General features: G+C 69.6%; 23 protein-coding genes. 16 read left to right on the top strand and 7 right to left on the bottom strand.

The window, feature by feature from the left end:
• The 5 genes from SGCZBJ_RS12960 (at nucleotide 1) to SGCZBJ_RS12940 (ending at nucleotide 4,418) form a co-directional block, all read left to right on the top strand.
• Nucleotides 1-1,578, top strand: a complete 1,578-nt coding sequence (locus tag SGCZBJ_RS12960; RefSeq protein ID WP_101718409.1) for a Do family serine endopeptidase — start codon at nucleotides 1-3, stop codon at nucleotides 1,576-1,578.
• Between the two features lie 182 nt (nucleotides 1,579-1,760).
• Nucleotides 1,761-2,432 carry a response regulator transcription factor gene (locus SGCZBJ_RS12955; RefSeq protein WP_101718408.1) on the top strand — a complete coding sequence of 224 codons (672 nt, stop codon included), beginning with the start codon at nucleotides 1,761-1,763 and terminating at the stop codon, nucleotides 2,430-2,432.
• A 33-nt stretch (nucleotides 2,433-2,465) separates the two neighbouring features.
• Complete coding sequence (locus SGCZBJ_RS12950) at nucleotides 2,466-2,693, top strand: hypothetical protein (RefSeq protein WP_101718407.1); 228 nt, start codon at nucleotides 2,466-2,468, stop codon at nucleotides 2,691-2,693.
• On the top strand, nucleotides 2,694-3,008 hold the full coding sequence (locus SGCZBJ_RS12945) for a type II toxin-antitoxin system RelE/ParE family toxin (RefSeq protein ID WP_101718406.1): 315 nt from the start codon (nucleotides 2,694-2,696) through the stop codon (nucleotides 3,006-3,008).
• 3 nt (nucleotides 3,009-3,011) lie between these two features.
• Nucleotides 3,012-4,418: a sensor histidine kinase gene (locus tag SGCZBJ_RS12940; protein WP_101718405.1), complete on the top strand. Its 1,407-nt coding sequence runs from the start codon at nucleotides 3,012-3,014 to the stop codon at nucleotides 4,416-4,418.
• Between the two features lie 12 nt (nucleotides 4,419-4,430).
• Here the strand turns inward: SGCZBJ_RS12940 and SGCZBJ_RS12935 are convergent, their stop codons facing one another.
• Nucleotides 4,431-4,910 (bottom strand): HEAT repeat domain-containing protein, encoded by a 480-nt coding sequence (locus SGCZBJ_RS12935; protein ID WP_101718404.1) that lies wholly within the window; start codon nucleotides 4,908-4,910, stop codon nucleotides 4,431-4,433.
• 328 nt (nucleotides 4,911-5,238) lie between these two features.
• On the opposite strand from SGCZBJ_RS12935, the gene SGCZBJ_RS12930 reads away from it, so the two are divergent.
• From SGCZBJ_RS12930 to SGCZBJ_RS12880, 11 genes are all read left to right on the top strand, one after another.
• Nucleotides 5,239-6,075 (top strand): alpha/beta fold hydrolase, encoded by an 837-nt coding sequence (locus SGCZBJ_RS12930; RefSeq protein WP_205685389.1) that lies wholly within the window; start codon nucleotides 5,239-5,241, stop codon nucleotides 6,073-6,075.
• Nucleotides 6,076-6,169: 94 nt separating this feature from the next.
• Complete coding sequence (locus SGCZBJ_RS12925) at nucleotides 6,170-7,447, top strand: Xaa-Pro dipeptidase (RefSeq protein WP_101718402.1); 1,278 nt, start codon at nucleotides 6,170-6,172, stop codon at nucleotides 7,445-7,447.
• A gap of 160 nt (nucleotides 7,448-7,607) precedes the next feature.
• Entirely contained in the window at nucleotides 7,608-10,115 is a 2,508-nt protein-coding gene (locus SGCZBJ_RS12920; RefSeq protein WP_101718401.1) for a S9 family peptidase, read from the top strand.
• Between the two features lie 13 nt (nucleotides 10,116-10,128).
• Nucleotides 10,129-11,130 carry a methionine ABC transporter ATP-binding protein gene (locus SGCZBJ_RS12915; RefSeq protein ID WP_101718400.1) on the top strand — a complete coding sequence of 334 codons (1,002 nt, stop codon included), beginning with the start codon at nucleotides 10,129-10,131 and terminating at the stop codon, nucleotides 11,128-11,130.
• Complete coding sequence (locus tag SGCZBJ_RS12910; protein WP_101718399.1) at nucleotides 11,127-11,789, top strand: methionine ABC transporter permease; 663 nt, start codon at nucleotides 11,127-11,129, stop codon at nucleotides 11,787-11,789. The genes SGCZBJ_RS12915 and SGCZBJ_RS12910 overlap by 4 nt, the downstream gene beginning before the upstream one ends.
• Nucleotides 11,786-12,268: a GNAT family N-acetyltransferase gene (locus tag SGCZBJ_RS12905; protein WP_101718398.1), complete on the top strand. Its 483-nt coding sequence runs from the start codon at nucleotides 11,786-11,788 to the stop codon at nucleotides 12,266-12,268. Before SGCZBJ_RS12910 ends, SGCZBJ_RS12905 begins: the two co-directional genes overlap by 4 nt.
• Nucleotides 12,269-12,465: 197 nt before the next feature.
• On the top strand, nucleotides 12,466-12,825 hold the full coding sequence (locus SGCZBJ_RS12900; protein WP_101718397.1) for a hypothetical protein: 360 nt from the start codon (nucleotides 12,466-12,468) through the stop codon (nucleotides 12,823-12,825).
• 91 nt (nucleotides 12,826-12,916) lie between these two features.
• A complete protein-coding gene (locus SGCZBJ_RS12895; RefSeq protein WP_101718396.1) occupies nucleotides 12,917-13,720 on the top strand; it encodes a MetQ/NlpA family ABC transporter substrate-binding protein in 804 nt (267 codons plus the stop codon).
• Between the two features lie 239 nt (nucleotides 13,721-13,959).
• On the top strand, nucleotides 13,960-14,733 hold the full coding sequence (radC, locus tag SGCZBJ_RS12890) for a RadC family protein (RefSeq protein WP_101718395.1): 774 nt from the start codon (nucleotides 13,960-13,962) through the stop codon (nucleotides 14,731-14,733).
• 1 nt (nucleotide 14,734) lies between these two features.
• Nucleotides 14,735-14,998, top strand: a complete 264-nt coding sequence (locus tag SGCZBJ_RS12885; protein ID WP_101718394.1) for a hypothetical protein — start codon at nucleotides 14,735-14,737, stop codon at nucleotides 14,996-14,998.
• A gap of 94 nt (nucleotides 14,999-15,092) precedes the next feature.
• Nucleotides 15,093-16,319 carry a dipeptidase gene (locus SGCZBJ_RS12880; RefSeq protein ID WP_101718393.1) on the top strand — a complete coding sequence of 409 codons (1,227 nt, stop codon included), beginning with the start codon at nucleotides 15,093-15,095 and terminating at the stop codon, nucleotides 16,317-16,319.
• A gap of 133 nt (nucleotides 16,320-16,452) precedes the next feature.
• Here the strand turns inward: SGCZBJ_RS12880 and msrQ are convergent, their stop codons facing one another.
• The 6 genes from msrQ to SGCZBJ_RS12850 are packed head-to-tail and all read right to left on the bottom strand — an operon-like array spanning nucleotide 16,453 to nucleotide 20,034.
• Entirely contained in the window at nucleotides 16,453-17,106 is a 654-nt protein-coding gene (gene msrQ, locus SGCZBJ_RS12875; RefSeq protein WP_101718392.1) for a protein-methionine-sulfoxide reductase heme-binding subunit MsrQ, read from the bottom strand.
• On the bottom strand, nucleotides 17,106-18,056 hold the full coding sequence (gene msrP / locus SGCZBJ_RS12870) for a protein-methionine-sulfoxide reductase catalytic subunit MsrP (RefSeq protein WP_101718391.1): 951 nt from the start codon (nucleotides 18,054-18,056) through the stop codon (nucleotides 17,106-17,108). The genes msrQ and msrP overlap by 1 nt, the downstream gene beginning before the upstream one ends.
• A gap of 27 nt (nucleotides 18,057-18,083) precedes the next feature.
• Nucleotides 18,084-18,596, bottom strand: coding sequence for a periplasmic heavy metal sensor (locus tag SGCZBJ_RS12865; protein WP_101718390.1), 513 nt, complete (start codon nucleotides 18,594-18,596; stop codon nucleotides 18,084-18,086).
• Nucleotides 18,593-19,024 (bottom strand): hypothetical protein, encoded by a 432-nt coding sequence (locus SGCZBJ_RS12860; RefSeq protein WP_101718389.1) that lies wholly within the window; start codon nucleotides 19,022-19,024, stop codon nucleotides 18,593-18,595. The genes SGCZBJ_RS12865 and SGCZBJ_RS12860 overlap by 4 nt, the downstream gene beginning before the upstream one ends.
• A 22-nt stretch (nucleotides 19,025-19,046) precedes the next feature.
• The gene (locus tag SGCZBJ_RS12855) at nucleotides 19,047-19,607 is read right to left on the bottom strand and encodes an RNA polymerase sigma factor (RefSeq protein ID WP_101718388.1); all 561 of its coding nucleotides are present in this window, start codon (nucleotides 19,605-19,607) and stop codon (nucleotides 19,047-19,049) included.
• 34 nt (nucleotides 19,608-19,641) lie between these two features.
• Nucleotides 19,642-20,034, bottom strand: coding sequence for an EF-hand domain-containing protein (locus tag SGCZBJ_RS12850; protein ID WP_101718387.1), 393 nt, complete (start codon nucleotides 20,032-20,034; stop codon nucleotides 19,642-19,644).
• Nucleotides 20,035-20,176 lie beyond the last annotated feature (142 nt).

Genomic DNA, 20,176 nt, shown 5'->3' with positions numbered 1-20,176 from the left:
ATGGCTGCTCGGAAGTCAGGATTCATTGTTGGCGCCGTCGCGGGGGCCGGCGTTGCTTGCGCCGCCCTGGCCGGCGTGGGCATGCGCATGGGACCGGCTGGCGCGGCCGAGCAGGAGCCGTCGCTGGTGCGTGCGTCTGCGACCAGCGCCCCGATGTTCGCCCCGCCGCCCGGCGCGCCGCTGTCCTTCGCCGACATCTTCGAGAAGGTCTCGCCGGCCGTCGTGCAGATCGACGTGACCTCGAAGGCCGATCCGAAGGCGCGTCTGCGCATCCCGGGCCTGGAAGGCCTGCCGTTCGACATCGTGCCGCGCGGCCAGAAGCCGGGCGAGGAGGGCGAGGACGCCCAGGCCGCGCCCAAGCAGCAGTCCTCGGGCTCGGGCTTCTTCATCTCGGCCGACGGCTACATCGTCACCAACAACCACGTGGTGGCCGACGCCGACACCGACGGCATCAACGTCGTCATGAAGGACGGCCGCGAGCTGAAGGCCACCATCGTCGGCCGCGACGAGAGCACCGATCTGGCGGTGATCAAGGTCATCGACCCGCAGGCCAAGGGCGCGGCGTTCCCCTATGTGAACTTCGAGAACCAGGCCCGTCCGCGCGTCGGCGACTGGGTGATCACCATCGGCAACCCGTTCGGCCTGGGCGGCACCGCCACGGCCGGCATCATCTCGGCCTATGGTCGCGACCTGGGCGACAACTCCTCGCAGTTCGTCGACTACATCCAGATCGACGCCCCCATCAACCGCGGTAACTCGGGCGGTCCGTCGTTCGACATCTACGGCCGGGTGATCGGCGTGAACACGGCGATCTTCTCGCCGACCGGCGGCTCGGTGGGCATCGGCTTCGCGATCCCGGCCGACGTGGCCGAGGCTACCGCCAAGCAACTGATCAACGGCGGCAAGGTGGTGCGCGGCTACATCGGCGCCCAGATCCAGCCGTTCACCAGCGAGATGGCCGAGGCGCAAGGCCTGGCCGGGACCAAGGGCGCCATCGTCGCCGACCTGGTGCCGGGCGGTCCGGCCCAGCGCGGCGGCCTGATGCCGGAAGACGTGGTCACCAGCGTCAACGGCGTGGCGATCAAGAGCGGCTCGGAACTGACCCGCGAAGTGGCCAAGGCCCGTCCGGGCGAGGTCATCAAGCTGGCCGTGCTGCGCGGCGGCAAGCCCCGCACCGTCGAGATCCGCTCGGGCGTGCGCCCGACCGAGAAGGAACTGGCCGACAACGACAACGAGGACGGCGGCGACAAGGCCGCGCCGGCCAAGCCGGCCGCGCCCAAGGCCGAGGCCCTGGGCATGAGCCTGTCGCCCCTGGACGATGCGACCCGCAAGGCCAACGGCATCGACAGCGCCGTGAAGGGCCTGCTGATCGACAGCGTGAAGGCGACGTCCGACGCCGGCGAGAAGGGCCTGCGCAAGGGCGACGTGATCAGCAGCATCAACGGCGAACAGGTCGTCACGATCGGCGAGGTCAACGCCGCCATCGAGGCGGCCAAGAAGCTGCAACGTCCGAGCGTCAACCTGCGCATCATCCGCGCCGGCCGCCCGACCATCATCGCGATCAAGATCGCTCCCTAAGTGATCCGTCCGTCGTGAAAGATCAGCCCCGCCTCGATCCGTCGAGGCGGGGCTTTTCGTATGTGACCAAGGTTTAAGGGACGGCCGCCCGCGAAGCCGGTATCCAGTCGCCAACTATCGCGCCGGTCGATAGAATCGGGAGAACGTCGATTGTTCTCTGTCGGCGCACGAGGGGTTGGCTGATGCGTATTCTGATTATCGAGGACGATCTCGAGGCCGCCGGCGCGATGACCCATGGCCTGACCGAGGCCGGCTATGCCTGCGTCCATGCGCCGGACGGCGAGGCGGGCCTGGTCGAGGCCGGCAAGGGCGGCTTCGACGTGCTGATCGTCGACCGGATGATGCCCAAGAAGAACGGCGTCGAGGTGGTCTCGACCCTGCGCCGCGAGGGCGACCAGACGCCGGTGCTGTTCCTGTCGGCCCTGGGCGAGGTCGGCGACCGCGTCGACGGCTTGAAGGCCGGCGCCGACGACTACCTGGTCAAGCCCTATGCCTTCCCCGAGCTGATCGCCCGCGTCGAGGCCCTGTCGCGCCGTCGCGAGACGGGAGCCGTTGCGACCACCCTCAAGGTGGGCGAGCTCGAAATGAACCTCATCAACCGCACGGTCCATCGCCAGGGCAAGGAGATCGACCTGCAACCCCGGGAGTTCCAGCTCCTGGAGTTCATGATGCGCCACGCCGGCCAGTCGGTGACCCGCACCATGCTGCTGGAGAAGGTGTGGGAATACCACTTCGACCCACAGACCAACGTCATCGATGTGCACATCTCCCGCCTGCGCTCCAAGATCGACAAGGGCTTCGACCGGGCCATGCTGCAGACCGTGCGCGGGGCCGGCTACCGGCTCGATCCGTAGGCGGCGCGCCGGACCCGTGATAGGCTCGCGGCCATGAACAAGCCGTCCAAGCCCATCCCGGACGAAGAGGTCGACGACGGCCTCGGCCCGGTCCCCTCCGAGGAGGAGATGGAGGCTTGGCTCGTCCGTAATCGCGACGCCATCAACGAGTCGATCATCGAGGCGCGACGCGAGCTGGCCGAAGGCAAGGGTGCGGTCTGGGACACGGATGAAATCCTCAGTGATCTGCGCGCCGAGTTCGAAAGGGCTCGCAAGGGCTAGATGGCGCCGCCCCAGGTCGTTCGATCGGCGATGGCTCGAAGAGACCTGCGTGGTCTCTATGCGTGGATCGTCGATGACAGCGGACTGGAGCGCGCCGAGGCCGTCGTCGCCAGGATCGAGGCCGCCCTCAATCGTCTGGCCCGCCGTCCTCTCATGGGGCGTGTCCGCCAGGACTATGTCGGCCATCCGCGATCGTTCTCGGTTCGGCCCTGGCTGATCGTCTACGACCCTTTGCCCGACGAAGCCGGCATCCAGGTGCTCCGCATTCTCGACAGCCGCCAAGACATCGCCGCCCTGATGGGTAAGAAGAGTTAGACCATGCGCCTGCCGCGCCTCGTTCGATCGACGCCTTTCCGGCTGACCCTGCTGTTCCTGGCCCTGTTCGCGGCGGCCGCGACGGCTTTCCTCGGCTATATCTACATCGCCACCGCCGGCGAGGTGGACCGCCGCGCCGACGCCGAGATCACCCGCGAGATGGAGAGCCTGGAGGCGGCCTATCGCCAGGGCGGGGTCAACGCCCTGAACCAGACCCTGGTCGAGCGGGCCATCGGTGAGCGGCCGTTCCTCTATTACTTCGCCGACAAGACCGGCAGGCGGATCACCGGTTCGATCGAGGAGTCGCCGATCGACGACTTCACCGGCGCGGGTCCGACATGGCGCAGCTTCACCCTGACCGAGACCGACCTGGACGGCGCCACCGTGCGGCGTTCGGCGCGGGGCGTGCAGGAGCGCCTGGCGGGCGGCGAGATCCTGTTCGTCGGCGCCGACGTCGCCGAGTCCCAGGGCTATGTGATGAAGATCGTCCGGGCCCTGTGGGGCGCCGGGGCGCTGGTGATCATCCTCGGTCTGGCCGGCGGGGTGCTGATCAGCCGCAATGTCAGCCGGAGCATGCAGGGCCTCGTGGACGTGGTGAACGCCGTGCGCGGCGGCGACCTGCACGCCCGGGCCAAGATCCGCGGCGCCCGCGACGAGTACGACGAGCTGGCCGAGGGCCTGAACGACATGCTCGACCGCATCGAGCGGCTGATGGGCGGCCTGCGCCACGCCGGCGACGCCATCGCCCACGACCTGCGCAGCCCCCTGACCCGCCTGCGCGCCCGCATGGAGGTGGCCCTGATCGACGCCGAGAACGGCAAGGGCGATCCGGTGGCCGCGCTCGAGACCGCCCTGGCCGACGCCGACGGCGTGCTCAAGACCTTCAACGCCGTGCTGGCCATCGCCCGCCTGCAGGCCGCCGGCCAGGCCCCGGACCAGAAGCCGTTCGAGGCCAGCGACCTGGCCACCGACATGGCCGAGCTCTACGAGTTCTCATGCGAGGACAAGGGGCTGGACTTCAAGGCCGAGATCACCCCGGCCCTGGCCCTGCGCGGCAATCGCGAGTTCATCGCCCAGGCCCTGGCCAACCTGCTCGACAACGCCATCAAGTACACGCCCGCGGGCGGGGCGATCATGCTGCGCCTGCGCCGCCGCTCGTCGGGCGAGCTGGAGTTCTCGGTGACCGACACCGGCCCTGGCGTGCCCGAGGAGGACCGCGCCCGCGTGGTCCAGCGCTTCGTGCGCCTGGAGAACAGCCGCAGCGAGCCGGGCGCGGGCCTTGGCCTGTCGCTGGTGCAGGCGGTGGCCGCCTCGCACGGCGGGCGGCTGGAGCTGGCCGAGGGGCCGGGCGAGTACAACGGCATGGGGCCCGGCCTGCGCGTGGCCCTGGTGCTGCCGCGGGTGGAGTAGGACGAGGGCGCTTCAGCCGGCCGGAGACGTCGTCGCCTCGCAGGCCCTCAGCGCCTCGGCGGCGAGTTTGTCGATGTAAGGGTTGTCGGACGGCTCAGCCCAAACCCTCAGGTCTTCGATCAAGGACGGGTCGGCGCAGAGCGCGGCGGCCTCAAGCATCGGGGGCGTCACGCCTTGTCCCGCCAGCGCCTGGCGAACGAAGGGCAGGGCGATCGCCGGCTCGCGCCCGGCCAGACCCAGCACGGCCTCGGCCCGGACAACCTCGTCCTCGTCACTTGCCGCGCGCAACAGCGCCTCGCGGATATCCGGGCCGTCGACCTCCTCCTGAGACAACAGAAGAACCGCCCAGTCGCGGTTCGACCGGTCGGCGTCGGCGGTCAGTGCGATCAGCCGGCGCAGGTTCTCTTCGGCCTCTTCGGCCCCGGACAGCGGCGCCTGCTCGGCTCTGACCAGCTTGAGAAAGTCGGAGGTCGGCTCGTAGCGGTCGGACATCGCGTCAGGATGGCGCCTGGGCGAGAGGACGGCAAACGCCTCCTCCCGCCTTGGCCGCCTCCCAACGCCTCGGCGCGTTCGTCCCAGCGGCCGCGCGATACGTTCAAGCCCGGCCCGTCGCCCTGGGCCACCTTGCACGGGCTGGGGGCCGCAACGAAACGCGCCCCGGATTGTTCGATGCAGAGGGCGACCGATGACCACCCAATCTTCCCACGACGGCGCCTCGCGCCGGGACGTCCTCGCCGTCGGCCTCGGCCTGGCGGCCTTCTCGGTCGCCCCGACCTTCGCCGCGGCCTCGCCCGCGAGCCCTACCCCAGGAGCCAAGACCATGAGCAGCGGTTTCGTCACGACCAAGGACGGCGTGCAGATCTACTACAAGGACTGGGGTCCCAAGACCGCCCAGCCGATCGTGTTCCACCACGGCTGGCCGCTGACGGCCGACGACTGGGACAACCAGATGATGTTCTTCTACGCCCAGGGCTTCCGGGTGATCGCCCATGACCGTCGCGGTCACGGCCGTTCGACCCAGACCGACACCGGCAACGAGATGGACACCTACGCCGCCGACGTCGCGGCCCTGACCGACCACCTCGACCTGAAGAACGCCATCCACGTCGGCCACTCGACCGGCGGCGGCGAGGTGATCCACTACGTCGCCCGCGCCAAGCCGGGCCGCGTGGCGAAAGCCGTGCTGATCGGCGCGGTGCCCCCGATCATGGTCAAGAGCGACAAGAACCCGGGCGGCCTGCCGATCGAGGTGTTCGACGGCTTCCGCGCCGCCACCGCCGGCAACCGCGCCCAGTTCTTCTACGACGTGCCGGCCGGTCCGTTCTACGGCTTCAACCGTCCGGGCGCGAAGGTCGACCAGGGCGTGATCTGGAACTGGTGGCGCCAGGGCATGACCGGCAGCGTCAAGGCCCACTACGACTGCATCAAGGCCTTCTCCGAGACCGACTTCACCGACGATCTCAAGAAGGTCGACGTGCCGGTGCTGGTGATGCACGGCGACGACGACCAGATCGTGCCGATCGCCGACTCCGCGCTGCTATCGGCCAAGCTGGTCAAGAAGGGCGAACTGAAGGTCTACAAGGGCCTGCCGCACGGCATGTGCACGACCCACCCGGAGATCATCAACCCGGACCTGCTGGCCTTCTTCAAGGCCTGACGGAAAAGGGGCGGCCGCCATGCGCGGCCGCCCTTTCCACTTTCACGGTCACGCTCTAGCGTCCTCGCCTGCAACTCGAAGCGAGGCCGACCGGATGCGTGGACTGACGATTTCGACCCTGGCGGTCGCCCTGGCGCTGGCTTCGACGGCCGCGCAAGCCGCCGAGACCAAGGTCGTCACCGCCGCCCGCCTGCTGGACGTCGCCACCGGGCGCTATGTCGAAAAGCCCGTGGTGCTGGTCGTCGCCGGCCGGATCACCGCCGTCGGCAAGGCCGGCGATTTCGCGATCCCCCCGGAGGCCGAGGCCGTCGACCTGCCGGGCGCGACCCTGCTGCCGGGCCTGATCGACATGCACGTGCATCTAGACGCCTCGCCGGTCTATGGCGGCTACAACGCCCTGCAGTTCAGCGACGCCTTCTGGAGCGTGACCCAGACCGCCAACGCCAAGGCCACGCTTGAGGCCGGCTTCACCACGGTGCGCAATGTCGGGGCAGACCGCTTTAACGACGTGGGCCTGCGCGAGGCGATCGACGAGGGGGTCGTGCCCGGCCCGCGCGTGGTCACCGCCGCCTACGCCATCGGGGCCACCGGCGGGCACTGCGACTCGACCTTCTTCCCGCCGTCGATGGACCAGAAGGCCCCCTACAACATCGACAGCCCCGACGAGGCCCGCAAGGCCGTGCGCACGCTGAAGAAGTACGGCGCCCAGGTGATCAAGATCTGCGCCACCGGCGGGGTCTTCTCGCGCGGCGACGAGCCGGGCCAGCAGCAGCTGACCTACGACGAGATGAAGGCCGTGGCCGACGAGGCCCACATGGCCGGCCTGAAGGTGGCCGCCCACGCCCACGGCGGGGCCGGCATCAAGGAAGCCATCCGCGCCGGCATCGACACCATCGAGCACGCCAGCCTCGTCGACGACGAGGGGATCAGGCTGGCCGCCCAGAAGGGGACCTGGTTCTCGATGGACATCTACAACACCGACTACACCCAGTCCGAGGGCCGCAAGAACGGCGTGCTGGAGGACAACCTGCGCAAGGACCGCGACATCGCCGAGGTCCAGCGCGAGAACTTCCGCAAGGCCCTCAAGGGCGGGGTGAAGATGATCTACGGCACCGACGCCGGGGTCTATCCGCACGGCGACAACGCCCGCCAGTTCGCGGTCATGGTCCGCTATGGCGCCACGCCCCTCCAGGCCATCCAGGCCGCCACGGTCAACGCCGCGCAGGCGCTCGGCCGCGAGAAGGACCTGGGCCAGGTGACCGCCGGCCGCTACGCCGACCTGATCGCGGTGTCGGGCGACCCGCTGGCCGACGTCACCGTGCTGGAGAAGCCGGTGTTCGTGATGAAGGGCGGGTTGGTGGTTCGGCGGTAGGAGCCGGCCCTGGCGCTTAGCGGTACATATTTTTGAGGTTCCGGCTCCCTCTCACTGCGCAAAACCCAACCACCGATATCCCAATCCCCCACACTTTCCCGTTCACCTGAGCCTTAAGCGCGCCTATTGCTGCCCCTCCTACGCGTTTCCCGGGGGCTTCATGTTCGACACCCAATTCCGTCGCCGCGCCGTGGCGCTGGCTTCGACCGCCGTGCTGGCGGCCATGGCCTGTGGCGCGACCGCCGCCATGGCCGGCGAGGCCTATCGGACGCCGCCGGCGCCGATCGCCCAGATCCTCGACGCCGCGCCGACGCCGGGCGTCACGCTGAGCCCCGACCGCAAGACGCTGGCCCTGCTGGGCCGCGAGAACCTGCCGCCGATCCGGGCCGTGGCCGACCCGATCCTGCGGCTGGGCGGCTACCGCATCAATCCGCGCACCAACGGCCCGATCGAGGCCCGCACCACCTGGATGAACAGCCTCTCCTTCGAGGACGTGAAGACCGGGGCGGTGCGCGAGGTCGTCCTGCCCAAGGGCGCGCGCTTCATCCAGCCGCGCTGGTCGAGCGACGGCCAGCACCTGGCCCTGGTGATGGAGGCCCCCACGGGCCTGGAGCTGTGGGTCGCCGACCTGAAGACCGCCACGGTGCGCAAGCTGACCGGCCCGGTGCTGAACGCCGCCTTCGGCGCGGCCTATGACTGGCTGCCCGGGGACGCCGGCCTGATCGTCCGCCAGGTCCCGGACGGGCGGGGCGCCGCCCCCGCCGAGCCGGCCGCGCCCGAGGGGCCGATCGTCCAGCAGTCGGCCGGCCGCACGGCGGCCATCCGCACCTATCAGGACCTGTTGGCCAACGCCCATGACGAGGCGCTGTTCGACCACTATTTCACAAGCCAGCTGGCCCGCGTGTCTCTGGCCGACGGCGCGAGCGTCCCGGTCGGCGCGCCCGGCGTGATCAACGGTTTTGGCATGTCGCCCGACGGCCGCTTCCTGCTGGTGACGCGCCTCAAGCGCCCCTACAGCTACCTGGTGCCGGCCGCGCGCTTCCCCACCGAGGTCCAGATCCTCGACGCCAACGACGGCAAGCTGGTCAAGACCCTGGTCGACCGTCCGCTGGCCGACAACCTGTCGTCGGCCTTCGACGCGGTGGTCGCGGGTCCGCGCAGCCCGCAATGGCGCGGCGACGCGCCCTCGACCCTGGTCTGGGTCGAGGCCCAGGACGGCGGCGATCCCAAGAAGAAGGTCGCGGTCCACGACCGCGTGCTGATGCAGGCCGCGCCGTTCGAGGCCGCGCCGACCATCCTGGTCGACCTGGACCTGCGCTATGCCGGCATCGAATGGGGCCGCGACGACTTCGCCCTGGTCCACAGCCGCTGGTTCGACAACCGCAAGGAAAAGCAGTTCGCCGTCGACCCGTCCAAGCCGGGCGCCGGTCGCCTGCTGGTCGAGCGCAACTACCAGGACCGCTACAACGACCCCGGCTCGCCGATGAGCCGTCGCAACGCCCATGGCGAGGAGGTCCTGCACTTCACGCCGGACGGCAAGGGCGTGTTCGTCTCCGGCGAGGGGGCCTCCGCCAAGGGCGAGTTCCCGTTCGTCGGCGTGATGAACCTGGCCGACGGCAAGACCTCGCGCCTGTGGCAGGCCAAGGCCCCGTACTATGAGGCCCCGGTCACCTTCGCCGACGAGGCCGGCAAGACCCTGATCACTCGCCGCGAGAGCAAGGACGAGGTTCCCAACTACTTCGTCAAACCCCTCAAGGGCGGTAACGGCAAGGCGCTGACCAAGTTCGTCGACCGCGCCCCGCAGTTCGCCAGCGTCACCAAAGAGACCATCACCTACAGCCGCCCCGACGGGGTGAAGCTGTCGGGCGACCTCTACCTGCCGGCCGGCTACGACAAGACCAAGGACGGCCCGCTGCCGATGCTGATGTGGGCCTATCCCGAAGAGTTCACCGACGCTTCGGTGGCCGGCCAGACCGTGGACGCGGGCAACCGCTTCACCCGTCCGGGCGGCGCCAGCCACCTGTTCCTGCTGACCCAGGGCTATGCGGTGCTGGACGGCCCGGGCATGCCGATCATCGGCAAGGACGGCGCCGAGCCCAACGACAGCTATGTCGAGCAACTGACCGCCGACGCCAAGGCCGCCGTCGACGCGGTGGTGGCCATGGGCGTGGCCGACCGCGACCGCATCGCCGTGGGCGGCCACAGCTACGGCGCGTTCATGACCGCCAACCTGCTGGCCCACAGCGACCTCTTCCGGGCCGGCATCGCGCGGTCTGGCGCCTACAACCGCACCCTGACGCCGTTCGGCTTCCAGTCGGAGCAGCGCACCTACTGGCAGGCCACCGACACCTATACGAAGATGAGCCCCTTCACCTATGTGAAGCAGGTCAACGAGCCGATCCTGCTGATCCACGGCGAGGCGGACGACAATTCCGGCACCTTCCCGATCCAGAGCGAGCGCTTCTACGCCGCGCTGAAGGGGGCGGGGGCCACCGTGCGTTACACCGTGCTGCCCTACGAGGCCCACGGCTATCGCGCCCGGGAGTCGGTGATGCACACCCTGTGGGAGATGACCGACTGGATGGACCGCTACGTCAAGAACGCCCCGCCGCGCCCGGTAGCCCCGACGACGGCCGCCCCGGCCGCCGTGGCGCCCGCCGCGAAGTAAGGACCTGCCGCCGGTGATCCGTTTCGAAGCCGTCTCCAAGACCTACGCCGCCGCGCGCGGCGCGACCGGTCACGCGGCCCTGCGCGAGGCCTCGCTCGAGGTCGCGCAAGGGCAGGTGTTCGGGGTCATCGGCGCCTCGGGGGCGGGCAAGTCCACCCTGATCCGCCTGATCAACGGCCTGGAGCTGCCCACCGGCGGCAAGGTTATCGTCGATGGCGACGACGTGGCGGCGCTGGACGTCGCGGGCTTGCGGGCCCTGCGCCGCCGCGTCGGCATGATCTTCCAGCACTTCAACCTGCTGTCGTCCAAGACGGTCGAGCAGAACGTCGCCTTCCCGCTGAAGCTGGCGGGCCGCGGCCCCGCCGAGATCAAGGCGCGGACGGCCGAACTGCTGGCGCGGGTGGGCCTGTCCGACCACGCCGCCAAGTATCCGGCCCAGCTGTCGGGCGGCCAGAAGCAGCGCGTCGGCATCGCCCGGGCCCTGGCCACGGCGCCCAAGGTCCTGCTGTGCGACGAGGCCACCAGCGCGCTCGATCCCGAAACCACCGAGCAGATCCTGGCCCTGATCTCCGACCTCAATCGCGATCTTGGCCTGACCATCGTGCTGATCACCCACGAGATGGACGTGGTGCGCCGCGTCTGCGACCGGGTGGCGGTGCTGGAAGGCGGTCGCGTGGCCGAGCAGGGGCCGGTGGAAGAGGTGTTCCTGCATCCGGCCAGCGACACGGCCCGCCGCTTCGTCGGCGAGGTCGAGGAGACGGCCGAGACCGCCTTGCCGGCCGGGGTGCTGGTGCGGCTGACCTTCAAGGGCGAGGCCACCTACAAGCCGGTGCTGGGCGCGGTGGCCCGCGAGACCGGCGTCGACTACTCGATCCTCGGCGGGCGCATCCACAAGCTGCGCGACACCCCATACGGCCAGTTGACCCTGGCCCTGACCGGCGGCGACGTCGACGCCGCCATCGCCCGTTTCGAGGCCGCCGACGTGCGGGTCGACCGCCTGGAGGGCCGCCCATGAGCCTGTTCTCGAACATCGACTGGACCGATATCAGCCTGGCCACGGTCGACACCCTGACCATGCTCGGCGGCTCCATGGCCCTGACCGTGGTGCTGGGCCTGCCGCTGGGCGTGATCCTGTTCCTGACCGGCAAGGGCCAGATGCTGGAGAGCAAGGCCGCGCACACGGCGCTGGGCCTGCTGGTCAATATCCTGCGCTCGGTGCCGTTCGTGATCCTGCTGATCGTGATGATCCCGCTGACGGTGCTGCTGGTCGGCACCTCGCTGGGCGTGGCCGGCGCCATTCCGCCGCTGGTGGTGGGCGCCGCGCCCTTCTACGCCCGCCTGGTCGAGACCGCCCTGCGCGAGGTCGACAAGGGCGTGGTCGAGGCCAGCTTCGCCCTGGGGGCCACGCGCCGCCAGGTGGTGCTGGGCGCGCTGCTTCCCGAAGCGATGCCAGGCATCATCGCCGGGGCGACGGTGACGGCCATCGCGCTGGTTTCCTACACCGCCATGGCCGGCGTGGTCGGGGCCGGCGGCCTGGGGGACCTGGCCATCCGCTTCGGCTACCAGCGCTTCCAGACCGACGTCATGGTGGTCACCGTCGTGCTGCTGCTGATCCTGGTGCAGGTGTTGCAGATGGTCGGCGACACGGTGGTGCGGAAGGTCTCGCACCGGTGAGCGGGATCGCGATCAGGCCCGCCGTCGACATCGACATCCCGGTCCTGGTCGCGCTGAACGCCGGCGTGCAGGCCCTGCACGCGGCCCTGTCGCCCGAGATCTTCAAGCCCGCCGTCGATCCGGTCGAGCTGGCGACCTTCCTGCGCGACACGCTGGATCAGCCGGCCCATCGCCTGCTGCTTGCGGAGATCGACGGCGTGGCGGCCGGCTATGGCTGGGCCGAGGTCCAGGACCGCGCGCAGACGCCCTTCGCTCTGGCTCGCCGGCGGCTCTACCTGCACCATCTGGCGGTCGATCCGGCGTTCCGACGCCGCGGGATCGCCGCGGCCCTGCTCACCGCGCTGGAGGGGCAGGCGAGGGCGCTGGGGCTGGAATCCGTCGTGCTCGACGCCTGGGCCGACAACGCCGGCGCCCAGGCCTTCTTCGCCGCCGCCGGCTATGCGCCGCTGAACCTGACGCGGGCCAAGCGCCTGGGGTGATTGTAGCCAATGCGCGTCATCCCGGCCGGAGCGCGCTGCGCGTAGAGCCGGGACCTAGGGGCCGGCGCACTGCGTCGGCTGGCGGCGGGGCGGCGAACCTGATCACGGCGCCTAGTCTCCTGGGTCCCGCGATGACGATTGTCGGAGAGAAGGTTCGGGTGATTGCGGCAAGCCATACCGGGCCTTAAGAACCCCGAATGACCGACGAAATCCTTTCCGCCCCGCCGTCCGAGCATTGGGACCAGGCGCTGGCCGACACTCTGCCGGGCCGCATCATCCTGGTGGGCCTGACCTTCCTCGACGCCGACGGCGAGATCGAGGACGTCGAGCAGTTCCACGGCGTCATCCTGTCGGCCGACCCGGAAGAGGGCATCCTCGTCGACCTGCTCACCGAGGAAGAGGACGGCGACACCTACCTGCTGCCGCCGCAGACCTCGAACATCAAGGCGGCCCAGCCGGGGACCTACACCCTGGCCAACGGCGAGGTGCTGGAGAATCCCGACTTCGTGTCGAACTGGACGATCCAGGGCCCGGAGGATCCGGCCAACGACGACTGAGGCCTCTTCCCCGCCTCAGGAAAACTGATTCCGCATCGGCGGCGTTTGTGCGCAATACCCTCCTGGAATTATCGACTTATCGGAGCCGTTCATGGTCGCCCGCCGCGCCGCACTCGTCAGCCTCGCCGCCTTCGCCCTGCTGGCCGCCTGCGGTCGCCAGCCCGCGCCGTCGGCCGCCGACACCCTGGTGGTCGGCGCCACCGCCGTGCCGCACGCCGAGGTCCTGGAGTTCATCAAGCCGAAGCTGGCGGCCGAGGGCCTGAAGCTCGACGTCAAGGTGTTCAACGACTACGTCCAGCCCAACGTGCAGCTGGCCGAGAGGCGCCTGGACGCCAACTACTTCCAGACCGGCCCCTATCTCGACACCGTCAACGCCGACCGCGGCTGGGGCCTGGTGAAGGCGACGGGCGTGCACATCGAGCCGCTGGGCGCCTATTCCTCGAAAATCAAGGCCATCGCCGACCTGCCGGCCGGCGCCACGGTGGCCATCCCCAACGAGCCCAGCAACGGTGGCCGCGCCCTGCTGCTGCTCAACAAGAACGGCCTGATCACCCTGAAGGACCCGACCAATCCGGTCTCGACCCTGAAGGACATCACCGCCAATCCGAAGAACCTGAAGTTCAAGGAGCTGGAGTCGGCGACGCTGCCGCGGGTGCTGAACCAGGTCGACCTGGCGGTGATCAACACCAACTACGCCCTGGACGCCAAGCTCGACCCGGCCAAGGACGCCCTGCTTATCGAGGACAAGACCAGCCCCTACGTGAACTTCTTGGTCACCCGCCCGGACAATGCTTCGGACCCGCGCGTGGCCAAGCTGGCCAAGGCCCTGACCTCGCCCGAGGTGAAGGCGTTCATGGCGGAGAAGTACAAGGGCGCGGTGGTCCCGGCGTTCTGATTTTTCCTTTCGATCTCCTTCAGGTCGTCATCCCGGAAAGCCCGTAGGGCTTCTACGGGACCCTGGGGACTGGGCGGCGGCGCCGAGACTGTCCGCTCAGGTGGTTGCCGACGCATTGCCGGCGGCCCCTGGGTCCCGGCTCTGCGCTTTGCTTCGGCCTGTTGGCGTTGGGAAGCATGACACCCCTCTCGACAACCTCTGATTGCTAAGCTCTAATCGCTCTCACACAGAGGGGCGCGATGGTCAGCGGCAAGTCCTTGAGGGTGTCGGAAGCCGCGCCGCGCGCGCCCCAGGCGGCGGAGCCGGCCAAGGCCGGCAAGCCAAGCAAGGCCGCACTGGTCGCCGCCCACCATTCTGGCCATCGCGAGCGGCTGAGGGAGCGGGCCAGGGCCGGCGGCCTGGCCGCGCTCCCGGACTACGAGCTGCTTGAGCTCTATCTCTTCCGCAGCCTGCCGCGCGGCGACGTCAAACCCCTCGCCAAGGCCCTGCTGGCCCGGTTCGGCTCGTTCGCGGGTGTGCTGGGCGCCACCGTCGAGGAGCTGAAGACCGTTCCCGGCGTCGGCGAGACGGCGGCGGTGGACATCAAGATCCTGCACGAGGCCACCCTGCGGGCCGGGCGCGAAGGCATCGCCAAGCGGCCGGTGATCTCGTCGTGGACGGCGCTGCTGGGCTATGTGCGCGTGGCCCTGGCCAACGAGTCCCGCGAGCAGTTCCGGGTGCTGTTCCTCGACAAGAAGAACCAGCTGATCGCCGACGAGGTGATGAATCACGGCACGGTCGACCATGCGCCGGTCTATCCGCGCGAGGTGATGCGCCGGGCGCTGGAGCTCTCCAGCTCCAACCTGATCCTTCTCCACAATCACCCGAGCGGCGACCCGACCCCCTCGCGGCCGGACATCGAGATGACCAAGCAGATCATCTCGGCCGGCAAGGCGCTGAGCATCGCCGTCCACGACCATCTGGTGGTCGGCCGCGACGGCGTGGCCAGCTTCAAGGCGTTGGGGCTGATCTGAGATGCTGCGCGTCGTGCTCGTCATCGCCGGCGTTCTCCTGGCGCCCCCCGCCGCCTTCTTCGGAAGCCTGGCGTTCGGCGGGCTGGGGCACGGCTACGGCTGGTCCGAGATGGACTGGAACGGCGACGGCTGGACCAGCTTCGGCGAGGTCGTGGACGCGGCCGACATCGGCAAGCGCCAGGCTGTGGTCTGCCAGCGAACCTGCACCGAATACTTCGCCTACAAGGACGGCATGCCGGTCCGCACCGACTGCCCGCCGCCCTAGCAGCCAGGACCGATAGCGCGAAGAAAATCTAATGTCCTTGACGTAGGGTTCGGCATTGCGGAGCTTGGCGGCATCAGCTGTTCCGGAGTGTTCCATGCGTCGCCTGCTGTCAGTCCTCCTCGGCTCGGCCGCCCTCCTGGGCGCCGCCGCCCATGCCGCCGAGGCGCCGGTCTCAAAGGCCGATAAGGCGCTGCACGAGCGCATCCTGACGCTGGACACCCACCTCGACACGCCCGAGCACTTCGCCCGGCCCGGCTGGAGCATGGTCGACCGCCACAGCGTGCTGCAGGACTTCAGCCAGGTCGACTTGCCGCGCATGAACGATGGCGGCCTCGATGGCGGGTTCTTCGTGATCTATACCGGCCAGGGCGAGCTGACCGCCGAGGGCTATCGCTGGGCCCGCGACTTCGCCCTGACCCGCGCAACCGAGATCCGCGAGATGGTCTCGGCGCACAGCGACAAGTTCGAGCTGGCCTACACGCCCGAGGACGCGATCCGCATCAACAAGGCGGGCAAGAAGTTCGCCTTCCAGAGCATCGAGAACAGCTGGCCGCTGGGCGAGGACCTCACCCTGCTTCAGACCTTCTACGGCGCGGGCGTGCGGATGGCCGGCCCCGTTCACTTCCGCAACAACCAGTTCGCCGACAGCTCGACCGACCCCAAGGGCAAGATCTGGAACGGCTTCTCGCCGCTGGGCTTGCGCTGGCTGGCCGAGGCCAACCGCCTGGGGATCCTGATCGACGTCAGCCATGCCTCGGACGATGTCGTGGACCAGGCCGTGGCCCTGTCGAAGGTCCCGGTCATCGCCTCGCACTCGGGCGCCCGGGCGGTGTTCGACCACCCGCGCAATCTCGACGACGCGCACATCCGCAAGATCGCCGAGAGCGGCGGGGCGATCTGCATCAACTCGGTCTATCTGCGCGCCTCGACCAACAGCCCCGAGCGCAAGGCCGCTTTGGAGGCCCTGGGCCGTGGGCCGGGCGATGACGCGACCCAGGCCGACTTCGTCTCCTACGCCAAGAAGCGCGCCGAGCTGGACAAGAAATTCCCGCCGGTCCGCGCCAACTTCGACACCTTCATGGACAGCATGAACCACGTGCTGAAGATCGGCGGCGCCAAGGCCGTCTGCATCGGCGCCGACTGGGACGGCGGCGGCGGCGTCGAGGGCCTGGAAGACGTGGCCGACCTGCCCAAGATCACCGCCCGCCTGAAGGCCGCCGGCTACAGCGACGCCGATATCGAGGCCATCTGGAGCGGCAACGTGCTGCGCCTGCTGGGCCAGGCCCAGGCCTATGCGAAGGGGGCGGGCGGGGCGAAGTAACCTCCCGCCTATCAGGATCCTCCCCCTCTGGGGGAGGTGGCCCGAAGGGCCGGAGGGGGGACGTTTTCAGCTTTCGAGTTGGTTGGAAGTCATCACCGACTTCCCCCTCCGTCGCTCCGCGACACCTCCCCCTTCAGGGGGAGGACCTTGCCGCTCGCCACGCCCGCCAGCCCAGCAGCACCGCCAGGATCGCGCCGTACACCAGCGGCGGTCGATGATCGGCCTTCACCAGCAGGTAGTAGTGGGCCACGCCCAGCGGCGCGATGACGTAGATCAGCCAGTGCAGGCGGCTCCAGGCCGCCCGGCCCATGCGGATCACCCAGCCGTTGGTCGAAGTCACCGCCAGCGGGACCAGCATCACGAACGCCGCCATCCCCAGGGTGATGAACGGCCGCTTGAGGATGTCCTTCCAGAGCTGGCCGAAGTCGAAATAGAGGTCGACGCCGATGTAGCTGAGGAGGTGCAGCGACACGTAGGCGAAGGCGAACAGGCCGATGGTCCGCCGAAAGCGCACCAGGCGCGGCTTCTTGAGGATCACGGCGGCGGGGGTGACGGCGAGGCCGACGAGCAGCAGCCGCAGGCCCCAGACGCCCAGCTGCCGCACCAGGGTCTCGATCGGATTGACGCCGAGGTCGCCGGTGAAGGCCCGGAAGGCCAGCCACGCGAGCGGCGCGGCGCAGGCCAGCCAGACGGCGGCGTAGATGAGGTTGTCGCGGGTTTTGGAGGGGCGTTTCCTTTGAGCCCTTCCCCCATCAAGGGGGAAGGGGGCTTTTTCAGCGTCCTTCATCAGTAGAACTTCTTCAGATCCATGCCCCGGTACATGTCCGCCACCCACTCGCCATAGCCGTTGAAGGCCAGGGTGTCGCGCCGCCGGAACTCGCCGATGCGGCGCTCGGTGGCCTGCGACCAGCGGGGGTGGTCCACGGCCGGATTGACGTTGGAATAGAAGCCGTATTCGCGCGGCGCCGACAGGTTCCAGGCCGTCGGCGGCTGGCGGTCGGTAAGGCTGATGCGCGTGATCGACTTGATGCTCTTGAAGCCGTACTTCCACGGCACGACCAGACGCAGCGGCGCGCCGTTCTGGTTGGGCAGGGTCTCGCCGTAGAGGCCGACCGCGATCAGGGTCAGCGGATGGACGGCCTCGTCGATGCGCAGGCCCTCGCGATAGGGCCATTGCAGCACGTCCCAGCGCTGGCCGGTCATTTCCGAGGGCCGCATCAGGGTTTCGAAGGCCACGAACTTGGCCTTGGACGTCGGTTTGACCGCCGCAATCAGGTCCTTCAGCGGGAAGCCGACCCAGGGGATCACCATCGACCAGCCCTCGACGCAGCGCAGGCGATAGATGCGCTCTTCCAGCTTGTTGCCCTTGATCAGGGCGTCGATGTCGAAGGTCTTGGGCGCCTCGCAGGCGCCGTCGACGCGCACCGTCCAGGGACGGGTCTTCAGCTTGCCGGCGTTTTCGGCCGGATCGCCCTTGTCGACGCCGAATTCGTAGAAGTTGTTGTAGCTGGTGACGTCGTCCTTCGGCGTCGGCTTCTCGGTGGTCGAGAAGCCCTTGGAGAAGGCCAGCGGCGCGGCGCCGGCCGCTCCGCCCAGTCCTGCGAGACCCAGGCCCGCGACGCCGGTGATGAACTCGCGCCGGCGCAGATAGAGCCCCCGGTCGGTGACGTCGTTGTCGGTCAGGTCGGGGCGGTGGCGGATCAGCACGGGCGTGTCTCCGGTTTCAGTGTCGAAGATACGGAGCCGGACGCGGTTTGGTTATGGCTAGCCGTCGTTTTTTCTGCGCGGCCGCTCGGGGCGTTCCTCGCGAGGCTTCTGGCGCGGGGCGTAGACCCGCCTCAGACCCTCGGCCAGCACCTTGCGCTCCTCCGGCGGCAGGCTCTCGGCGAAGCCGACGAGGCGGCCGTCGACCTTGGCGCGCACGCCGCTTTCCAGCGTCCGGGCGGCGGCCATGCGGCGCCCGGCCTCGGCGCGGTCGAAGCGGCCGTGCAACATGGCGTCGACCACGGCCCTGCGCTCGGCGCGGGCGGCCTGGGCGTCGGCGCGGTTCTCAAGCGCGGCCTCGCGCAGGCTGCGGCGCAGGGCGCGGCGATGCTCGGGCGGCAGGTCGCGGCCGGCGGTCCACAGCGGCGGACGCTGGGCCAGGGCGGCGGCGATCGGGGCTTCGCGGCGAGCCTCCTGGCGCATCCAGGCCGCGCCGGCGATGCCGCCGACCAGGAAGAGGTTCAGCGCGCCGGACGCGACCAGGGCGATGATCAGGGAACGGTTGGCGCTCACAGGTCGGTCGCCTCCTCAAGCGCCTCGGCCGCCGTGTCGGGCTCGGGCTGGTCGTAGGCGGCCGCCAGTATGGCGTCGGCCCGGCGGTCCAGCCGCTCGCCCGCGCCCGAGGCGACGCCGACGGCGACCCCCGCCACGGTGGCGACGGCCAGGCCCAGGCCCGCAGCCAGCCCCGCCCACCAGGCGCTGGCCGAGCGGCGCGGCTTGGGCGCAGCCTCCAGCAGCCGGCCCAAGAGGGCGGCGTCGGCGCTCTGGGCCGGGGCCAGGTCGAGCAGGCGGTCCAGATCGGCCTCGGCGGCCAGCACCGCGCCCAGGCCGTGCGGATCGGCGGCGAGCGCGGCGCGGGCCGCCTCTCGCAGGTCCTGCGGCCAGCGGCCGATGTCGCCGCCGTGGGCGGCCGCCAGTTCGGCGAAGCGGTCGGGGGTCATGGTCGCGCGCCCTCCTTGAAGCTCATCGAACCGCCTCCATCAGGTCGGCCAGGGCCGCGCGCATGGCGCGCCGTCCACGGCCCAGCAGGCTTTCCAGCGTTTCGACCGACACCCCCAGCAGGGCGGCGGCCTCCTTGTTGCCCAGGCCCTGGTGGTGGCACAGCAAGATCGCCTCGCGCTGGCGCTCGGGCAGGGCGGCCAGGGCCGCCTCGATACGGCCGCCGATCTGGACGCCCAGCAGCGCGCCCTCGCCGGTGGGGCCTGCGTCGATCACCTCCGGCGGCTGAGCCATGATCGTCTCCCGCCGTCGCCGCAGCCGGTCGCGGCACAGGTTCAGCGCCACGCGGTGCAGCCAGGTGTCGAAGCGGGCCTGACCGGGACGCCACGAGGGCGCCTGTTTCCAGGCCCGCAGGAAGGTCTCCTGGGCCACGTCCTGGGCCTCGTCCGGATCGGCGAGAAGACGTCGCGCCAAGGCCAGGATGCGCGGCAGGCGGGCGTCCAGCAGCCGTCGCACGGCGGCCTGTTCGCCCCGTCCCACGCCTTCCAGCAACGCCAGGTCGGGGTCTTCCCCCTCGCTCGCCAAGCCTCACCTCGTCACGCCAAGCCCATGCCGACCGTCACATCGCAGCCTTGGCCTTGCCGGCCGCGGCCTGTCGTTCGGCCGAGGTGAGCACGCCGTCGCCGTCGGCGTCCATCCGCTTGAAGCGCTTGGCGGCCATGGCCTCGAGCTCGGCGCGCGACAGGAAGCCGTCCTTGTCGGCGTCGAGGCGACCCCACAGGCGCTCACCGCGACCGGCTTTTACGCCGTCCGCCTTCTTCTGGCGCATGGCCTCGAACTCGGTCCTGGACAGCTTGCCGTCCTTGTTGGCGTCCAGCTTGGCCAGCATCTGGCCCGCGCGCTGGCTCTGGAAGGCGGTTTGGGGCTCGCCGGCCGGCTTGGTCTGGGCCAGGGCCGGGACGGCGCAGGCGGCGATCGCGGTCGCGGCGACCAGGGTGGTGAACGTCTTCATCGAATGCTCCGGGTAGGATCCCTCGGGAGCTTCAACGGCGGCCGGCGAGGTTTCCGTCGCTCGGTTCGAGATCCTCTCCCTTTGGGAGAGGTGTCGCCGAAGGCGACGGAGAGGGGAGTGGCGCGAAATCGGCCATAGCAGA

It is taken from the genome of Caulobacter zeae, from assembly GCF_002858925.1.
Classification (GTDB): Bacteria; Pseudomonadota; Alphaproteobacteria; order Caulobacterales; family Caulobacteraceae; genus Caulobacter; species Caulobacter zeae.
The sequence above is the reverse complement of the archived record's forward strand: the minus strand, read 5'-3'. Positions and strand labels throughout refer to the sequence as shown.

Coding starts and splice junctions, on each gene's coding strand:
- SGCZBJ_RS12955 (WP_101718408.1), top strand. CDS start 1,761: ATGCGTATTCTGATTATCGAGGACGATCTCGAGGCCGCCGGCGCGATG.
- SGCZBJ_RS12960 (WP_101718409.1), top strand. CDS start 1: ATGGCTGCTCGGAAGTCAGGATTCATTGTTGGCGCCGTCGCGGGGGCC.
- SGCZBJ_RS12925 (WP_101718402.1), top strand. CDS start 6,170: ATGCGTGGACTGACGATTTCGACCCTGGCGGTCGCCCTGGCGCTGGCT.
- SGCZBJ_RS12895 (WP_101718396.1), top strand. CDS start 12,917: ATGGTCGCCCGCCGCGCCGCACTCGTCAGCCTCGCCGCCTTCGCCCTG.
- msrQ (WP_101718392.1), bottom strand. CDS start 17,106: ATGAAGGACGCTGAAAAAGCCCCCTTCCCCCTTGATGGGGGAAGGGCT.
- SGCZBJ_RS12900 (WP_101718397.1), top strand. CDS start 12,466: ATGACCGACGAAATCCTTTCCGCCCCGCCGTCCGAGCATTGGGACCAG.
- SGCZBJ_RS12940 (WP_101718405.1), top strand. CDS start 3,012: ATGCGCCTGCCGCGCCTCGTTCGATCGACGCCTTTCCGGCTGACCCTG.
- SGCZBJ_RS12910 (WP_101718399.1), top strand. CDS start 11,127: ATGAGCCTGTTCTCGAACATCGACTGGACCGATATCAGCCTGGCCACG.
- SGCZBJ_RS12945 (WP_101718406.1), top strand. CDS start 2,694: ATGGCGCCGCCCCAGGTCGTTCGATCGGCGATGGCTCGAAGAGACCTG.
- SGCZBJ_RS12930 (WP_205685389.1), top strand. CDS start 5,239: ATGAGCAGCGGTTTCGTCACGACCAAGGACGGCGTGCAGATCTACTAC.
- SGCZBJ_RS12850 (WP_101718387.1), bottom strand. CDS start 20,034: ATGAAGACGTTCACCACCCTGGTCGCCGCGACCGCGATCGCCGCCTGC.
- SGCZBJ_RS12880 (WP_101718393.1), top strand. CDS start 15,093: ATGCGTCGCCTGCTGTCAGTCCTCCTCGGCTCGGCCGCCCTCCTGGGC.
- SGCZBJ_RS12860 (WP_101718389.1), bottom strand. CDS start 19,024: ATGACCCCCGACCGCTTCGCCGAACTGGCGGCCGCCCACGGCGGCGAC.
- SGCZBJ_RS12885 (WP_101718394.1), top strand. CDS start 14,735: ATGCTGCGCGTCGTGCTCGTCATCGCCGGCGTTCTCCTGGCGCCCCCC.
- SGCZBJ_RS12950 (WP_101718407.1), top strand. CDS start 2,466: ATGAACAAGCCGTCCAAGCCCATCCCGGACGAAGAGGTCGACGACGGC.
- SGCZBJ_RS12935 (WP_101718404.1), bottom strand. CDS start 4,910: ATGTCCGACCGCTACGAGCCGACCTCCGACTTTCTCAAGCTGGTCAGA.
- SGCZBJ_RS12920 (WP_101718401.1), top strand. CDS start 7,608: ATGTTCGACACCCAATTCCGTCGCCGCGCCGTGGCGCTGGCTTCGACC.
- radC (WP_101718395.1), top strand. CDS start 13,960: ATGGTCAGCGGCAAGTCCTTGAGGGTGTCGGAAGCCGCGCCGCGCGCG.